This window comes from Pseudomonas sp. GW823-FHT02F05 (assembly GCF_058797315.1).
Genome location: NZ_JBXAJM010000004.1, coordinates 210,403 through 216,841 on the forward strand (window position 1 = coordinate 210,403; position 6,439 = coordinate 216,841).

The 6,439-nt window shown below is 56.7% G+C and carries 6 protein-coding genes; all 6 read right to left on the reverse strand.

The features are described from left to right. Positions 1 to 96: 96 nt before the first annotated feature. The gene (cyoE, locus tag AC1RAC_RS07690; RefSeq protein WP_003194050.1) at positions 97 to 984 is read right to left on the reverse strand and encodes a heme o synthase; all 888 of its coding nucleotides are present in this window, start codon (positions 982 to 984) and stop codon (positions 97 to 99) included. 11 nt (positions 985 to 995) lie between these two features. Further along, positions 996 to 1,331: a cytochrome o ubiquinol oxidase subunit IV gene (gene cyoD / locus AC1RAC_RS07695; protein ID WP_003194051.1), complete on the reverse strand. Its 336-nt coding sequence runs from the start codon at positions 1,329 to 1,331 to the stop codon at positions 996 to 998. Then, positions 1,331 to 1,957, reverse strand: a complete 627-nt coding sequence (locus AC1RAC_RS07700; RefSeq protein WP_003194052.1) for a cytochrome o ubiquinol oxidase subunit III — start codon at positions 1,955 to 1,957, stop codon at positions 1,331 to 1,333. The genes cyoD and AC1RAC_RS07700 overlap by 1 nt, the downstream gene beginning before the upstream one ends. A 3-nt stretch (positions 1,958 to 1,960) precedes the next feature. Further along, the gene (gene cyoB / locus AC1RAC_RS07705; RefSeq protein WP_003194053.1) at positions 1,961 to 3,979 is read right to left on the reverse strand and encodes a cytochrome o ubiquinol oxidase subunit I; all 2,019 of its coding nucleotides are present in this window, start codon (positions 3,977 to 3,979) and stop codon (positions 1,961 to 1,963) included. A gap of 3 nt (positions 3,980 to 3,982) precedes the next feature. Next, positions 3,983 to 4,924, reverse strand: a complete 942-nt coding sequence (gene cyoA, locus AC1RAC_RS07710) for a ubiquinol oxidase subunit II (protein WP_054896962.1) — start codon at positions 4,922 to 4,924, stop codon at positions 3,983 to 3,985. Between the two features lie 793 nt (positions 4,925 to 5,717). Further along, a complete protein-coding gene (locus AC1RAC_RS07715) occupies positions 5,718 to 6,224 on the reverse strand; it encodes a disulfide bond formation protein B (RefSeq protein WP_034128726.1) in 507 nt (168 codons plus the stop codon). Positions 6,225 to 6,439 lie beyond the last annotated feature (215 nt).

Sequence of the window (6,439 nt, forward strand, 5' to 3'; positions counted from 1 at the left end):
ACGTCAACGATAACGCAGCGTATCCGGTTTAGCGCAGCGCTCAATAAAAAACCCCGCGCGACTTTCGAAGGCGGGGCTTTTTTACTGCAAGACCACTCAGTGGGCGTAGGTCAGCAACAGCTCTTTCGGCACTTGGAAATCCAGGGACATCATCACGCTGAGCGCGGTGATGGTGAAAATCGAGAACACGAACAGCTTGCGCGCCCAGACGGTGTCATCCACCGCCTTGTAGCCGGTCCAGGCCATGTACAACCAGTACATACCCATCGCGGCGGCGACGGCGAGGTAGCTCATACCGGCGTAGCCACTGAAGGTCAACATCAAGGTCGCCACGAGGAAGGCCAGGATGTAGAGCAGGATGTGTTTCTTGGCCACCTGGATGCCACGCTTGACCGGCAATACCGGAATCGACGCAGCCAGGTAGTCATTGAAGCGGAAAATCGCGATGGCGTAGGAATGCGGCATCTGCCACAGGCTGAACATCACCAGCAGCGTCAGCGCGGCCATGTCGAAGCTATTGGTCACAGCTACATAACCAATCACCGGCGGCATTGCCCCCGACAGACTGCCCACTAGCGTGCCGTGAACCGACTTGCGCTTGAGGTACAGGCTGTAGAGGCCGACGTAGATGACAAAACCGATCACGGCAAACAGCGCCGCCAACGGGTTGGCCACCTTGTACAACAGGGCCACACCGGCAACACCCAGGACGGTCGCATAGATCAGTGCCAGCTTCAGGGAGATGAGGCCCTGGACCAGCACGCGATTCTTGGTGCGCTCCATCTTGATGTCGATGTCACGGTCGATGCAGTTGTTGAATACGCAACCGGAAGCAACCACCAGGGACGTACCGATCATTGCAGCCAGGAAGATGGCCAGATCGACATGTCCCTTGGAGGCCAGGAAGAAACCGCCCGCCACAGAAAGCACGTTACCGAAAATGATCCCCGGTTTGGTGATTTGGATAAAGTGCTTAAGCGACATCGGGTCTTACCTCACTTCGCCATCATGTAGGTGTGGATGCTGAACATGATCCACAGCGACAGACCAACCAGCAGAACGATCACCAGGCCTGCGAACACAAACGCGATCACGTTCTCGCGCTGCTCTTTGGAGCGGTCCAGATGCAGGAAGTACACCAGGTGAACCAGAACCTGAATCACCGCGAACGCCAGGACGATCATCAAGGTGATCGACTTCGGCAAGGTTGGGTACATCACCAGGCCGAACGGGATCAGGGTCAGGATGACCGACAGGATGAAGCCGATGGCGTAAGACTTTACGCTGCCGTGGCTTGAATCGTGGCTGTCATGGGAGTGTGCATTAGCCATTACAGAGTCCCCATCAAGTAAACGACGGTGAATACGCAGATCCAGACCACGTCCAGGAAGTGCCAGAACAGGCTCAGGCAGCTAAGGCGGGTCTTGTTGGTGTTGGTCAGGCCGTGCTTATTGACCTGATACATCATCACTGCCATCCACAGCAGGCCAGCGGATACGTGCAGACCGTGGGTGCCGACCAGCGTGAAGAACGCCGACAGGAAACCGGAACGGTGCGGGCCGTAGCCTTCGGAGATCAGCAGGTGGAACTCGTTGATCTCCATGCCGATGAAGCCCAGGCCGAACAGGAAGGTCAGGCCCAGCCAGCTCAGTACGCCCTTCTTGTTGCCCTTGTAGAAGGCCAACATGGCGAAGCCGTAGGTGATCGAACTGAACAACAGCAAGGCGGTTTCGCCGAGCACGTAAGGCAGTTCGAAGATGTCGTGGCCCGACGGGCCACCCGCTACGTTGTTTACCAGTACCGCGTACACCGCGAAGATCGACGCAAACAAGATGCAGTCGGTCATCAGGTAGAGCCAGAAACCGTAGACGGTTATCGGCCCCGAGTCGTGGTGGTGGTCATCGTGCCCATGGTCATCGACATGGGCGTGTCCAGCATTGGTCACTAAGTTCGACATGGTTTAAGCCTGTTCCAACGAGGTTTCTACACGGTTGGCCGGGATCTTCTTCTCGGCTACCAGGCGAGCGTGCTGCTCGGCTTCGATGCGTTCGATCGTTTCGACCGGCACCATGTAGCCTTGATCATCACGGGCAGCGTGAATGATGAAGTAACCGATAGTGCCCACCAGGCTCGCGATTGCCAGCCACCAGATGTGCCAGATCATCGCGAAACCGAACACGGTCAACAGCGCACCCATCACCACGCCAGTGGCGGTGTTGTTTGGCATGTGGATCGGCTCGTAGTGCTTGGGCTTCTGGTACGCAGTACCGTCTTCCTTGGCTTCGGTGAACGCATCAATGGTGTTCGCAGTAGGGATCACGGCGAAGTTGTAGAACGGTGGTGGCGACGAGGTCGACCATTCCAGGGTGTGGCCGTTCCATGGGTCGCCGGATTCGCACATGTTCTGCTTGCGATCACGCACGCTGACGTACAGCTGGATCAGCTGGCAGGCGATACCCACAGCGATCATCACCGCACCGAACATGGCAACGTACAGGTACGGTACCCACTCAGGGTTGGTGGTGGCGTTCAGACGACGGGTCATACCCATGAAGCCCAGTGCATAGAGCGGCATGAACGCGACGAAGAAGCCCGAGATCCAGAACCAGAACGCAGCCTTGCCCCAACCTTCGTGCAGCTTGAAGCCGAACGCTTTCGGGAAATAGAAGCTGAAACCAGCGATGTAGCCGAATACCGCACCACCGATGATCACGTTGTGGAAGTGAGCGATCACGAACAGGCTGTTGTGCAGCACGAAGTCAGCACCCGGGATGGCCAGCAGTACGCCGGTCATGCCGCCGATGGCGAAGGTCACCATGAAGCCCAGGGTCCACAGAACCTGGCTGGTCATGCGCAGACGACCGTGGTAGATGGTGAACAGCCAGTTGAATAGCTTCACCCCCGTCGGGATGGAAATCAGCATCGTCGCCAGGCCGAAGAAGGCGTTGACGCTGGCCCCCGAACCCATGGTGAAGAAGTGGTGCAGCCATACCATGAAGCCCAGTACGGAGATTGCGCCCGAGGCGTAGACCATCGAGTGGTGACCGAACAGGCGCTTGCCGGTAAAGGTCGAGATCACTTCGGAGAAGATACCGAACGCCGGCAGGATCAGGATGTACACCTCAGGGTGACCCCATGCCCAGAACAGGTTCACGTACATCATTGGATTGCCACCAAGTTCATTGGTGAAAATGTGGAAATCCAGGTAACGGTCAAGCGACAGCAGCGCCATGGTAGCGGCCAGGATCGGGAACGAAGCCACGATCAGCACGTTTGCCCAGGTGCAGGTCCAGGTGAAGATCGGCATGTCCATCAGTTTCATGCCTGGGGCGCGCATTTTCAGGACGGTAGCCAGGAAGTTGACCCCCGTCAATGTCGTCCCGAGCCCTGATAACTGTAGCGCCCAGATGTAGTAGTCCACACCCACGCCCGGACTGTATTGCAGCCCCGACAATGGCGGATACGCAACCCAACCGGTCTTGGCGAATTCGCCGACGCCCAGGGAAACGTTGATCAGCACCACGCCGGACACCAGCAGCCAGAAGCTCAGGGAGTTCAGGAACGGGTAGGCAACGTCACGCGCACCAATCTGCAGCGGCAAGGCAAGGTTCATCAAGCCGGTGAAGAAAGGCATCGCCATGAAGATGATCATGATCACACCGTGGGCGGTGAAGATCTGGTCATAGTGTTCAGGTGGCAGGTAGCCAGGCGAACCCTCGGTGGCCATGGCCAACTGGGTACGCATCATGATGGCGTCGGCAAAACCACGCAGCAGCATGACCATGGCAACGATGACGTACATGACGCCGATTTTCTTGTGGTCGACCGAGGTCAACCACTCGGTCCACAGGTAGGACCACTTCTTGAAATAGGTGATACCCGCAACCAGCGCCAAACCACCCAGCGCGATCATGGCGATAGTCACCATTACGATCGGCTCGTGGAATGGGACCGCGTCCCAACTTAATTTACCAAACATCGTTTACTCCTCTGCCCCAGCAGTTGAATGCGCGCCCGTATCAGAACCTTCAACCACGGCCACTTCTTTCTTCTCGTGCTTGACCGGCTTGCCTGGCTTCATACCTTCGTACTTGTCGACGATTTTCTGAAACAGGTCCGGCTCATACGCGGAGTACAAGGCGACAGGGTTGTTCTGGCTCGGTTTGGTCAGAGCGTCGTATTCAGCTTGATCAAGCTGTTTAGGTGCGGCCTTGACTGCAGCTACCCAGGCGTCGAAATCTTCCTGGCTTGTCGAGATCGCTTTGAATTTCATGCCGGTGAAGCCAGCGCCGCTGTAGTTGGCGGAGATGCCTTCCATTTCAGCTTTCTGGTTGGCGATCAGGTGCAGGCGGGTCTGCATGCCTGCCATCGCGTAGATCTGGCCACCCAGTGCAGGGATGAAGAACGAGTTCATCACGGCGTCGGAGGTGATCCGGAAATTAAGCGGGGTGTGCTCCGGGAAGCGGATCTCGTTGACAGTGGCGATACCCAGGTCCGGGTAGATGAACAGCCACTTCCAATCCAGCGCGACCACCTGGATGTTCACAGGTTTGACGTCGGACTCCAGCGGACGATACGGGTCCAGCGCGTGGGTCGACTTATAGGTGACGTAACCCAGGGCGATGATGATGAGGATCGGAACCAACCACACCGCGATCTCGATCTTGGTGGAGTGCGACCACTTCGGCGCATAGGTGGCGCTGGTGTTGGACGCGCGGTATTTCCAGGCGAAGGCGAAGGTCATCACGATCACAGGCACCACAACCAGCAGCATCAGCAGGGTAGCGGTGATGATCAGGTTTCGTTCATCCAGACCGACCTGTCCTTTTGGGTCGAGCAAGGTCCACTTGCAGCCTCCCAGCATTAACATCATGCCAAGCAGCGGCAAAAAGCCTAGTAATCGGGGGTACCTGTTTTTACTCATCTCACGACCTCTAAAGCAGCTTGCGCAATGCAGTTGGGTTTTGATCGCCAACACTTCACCCTGCCAAGGGTTGGCATTTCTCTTCGATTGAATAAGAGCCTGCCCGACACGTCATGACTGTACGTTTCACGGACCTGCAGTGAGTTCTTATTCGATTTCGTGGCTAAAGGCCTTGTTACAGACCAATTCCATTTGGTGCGGATAGTTGAAAGGCTGCCGGAACCTGGGGTCGCATTGAGCCTTCCATCTGCTCCTCGACCGTTCCAATGCTCAAATATTGAACAGCACCGGACATTCAGTGCGGGCGATTGTAGTTAGCTAGCGATGTATAAACCATGTCTTATAGAGAAATAATTTTTATCGATTCCAGCAACAATCCTTCACCAAAGTTGCAAAGATTCGCGATCTTATCGCGTTCGATTCTCAACAAAAACCACAAAAATTGCCGTGTTATTGGGCACAGTGCCACTTCCCTTACGGCCTGTAAGGGCATGCCGAGGGTATCCAAGTGCCCATAAAACAAGGCATTCATAGATGCTTCAGGGATTGGGGCCGCACACGAATCGGGCCGCCGTGGGAACCACGAACTGACAGCACAATTTGTACGTGGGGTGCAAATCCAAGGGCCGATTTGGCGGGTCAGAAACGTCCTGCGACAACGTTCATGTGACAACATGTCGCACGCTGCGCGCACCTTCCGTTGCCCCTCGTCACGGTGCTTTCACAAATCCCTACAAACAAAAACGCTCCGCCTTCATTCAGAAGCAACGGAGCGTTCGACAGGCGCGGCGGTTCAGGCTTTGGGATGACGGTTGCGATAGATGCACAGGGGCACCAGGATCGCCGTCAGCACGAATGCAACCAGCGCCCATTGGGCCAGGGACAGGCCGAGGACCGGTGGGTAGGGGGTGCTGCAAAAGCCGTCGACCTGGAAGCCCAGGGGAAACACCTTGGCCAGGGGCAGGTCGTCAACGATCGGCTGCAACACATCGATGCCGCAGCTGACCTGGGGAAAGAACTGGGTGTACACATGGTGGCCGGCCGCAGCCACGCCACCCACGGCGCTGAGCACCACCAACCCTTCGAAGAAGGTCAGCGCGCCCTTGGTGCGCATGGCCGCGCCGATGAACGCGAAGAGCGCAATCAGCAGCAAGGCGTAGCGTTGCAGAATGCACAGCGGGCACGGTGCTTCGCCCAGTACCACTTGCATGTACAGCGCCCCGCCAATCAGCGCCAGGCAGATGATGCCCAGCAACACCAGAAAGCGCCGCTCCCTGCCTAAACGCATGTCGTCAATCATCCCCGTCTTTCCCTTTCTCTGATTATGGTTGTGCCTGATGGCAACAAGTTTACACACAGGCAGTGGTTAAAACAGAGGGGGGTTAACAGCGGATTAATCGTGGCAAATGTAGTGATTGTGCGGACGCCATCGCGGGGGGGTCTCTTATACACATCTCCGAGCCCACGAGACAGCTACTATAATCTGGGGGGGGGGGTTTTTTTTTGGGGGGGGGG

What these genes read in the sequence shown, in the direction of transcription:
- cyoE (WP_003194050.1), bottom strand. Translation starts at nt 984, where the DNA reads ATGTCGCTTAAGCACTTTATCCAAATCACCAAACCGGGGATCATTTTC.
- cyoA (WP_054896962.1), bottom strand. Translation starts at nt 4,924, where the DNA reads ATGAGTAAAAACAGGTACCCCCGATTACTAGGCTTTTTGCCGCTGCTT.
- AC1RAC_RS07700 (WP_003194052.1), bottom strand. Translation starts at nt 1,957, where the DNA reads ATGTCGAACTTAGTGACCAATGCTGGACACGCCCATGTCGATGACCAT.
- cyoB (WP_003194053.1), bottom strand. Translation starts at nt 3,979, where the DNA reads ATGTTTGGTAAATTAAGTTGGGACGCGGTCCCATTCCACGAGCCGATC.
- cyoD (WP_003194051.1), bottom strand. Translation starts at nt 1,331, where the DNA reads ATGGCTAATGCACACTCCCATGACAGCCACGATTCAAGCCACGGCAGC.
- AC1RAC_RS07715 (WP_034128726.1), bottom strand. Translation starts at nt 6,224, where the DNA reads ATGATTGACGACATGCGTTTAGGCAGGGAGCGGCGCTTTCTGGTGTTG.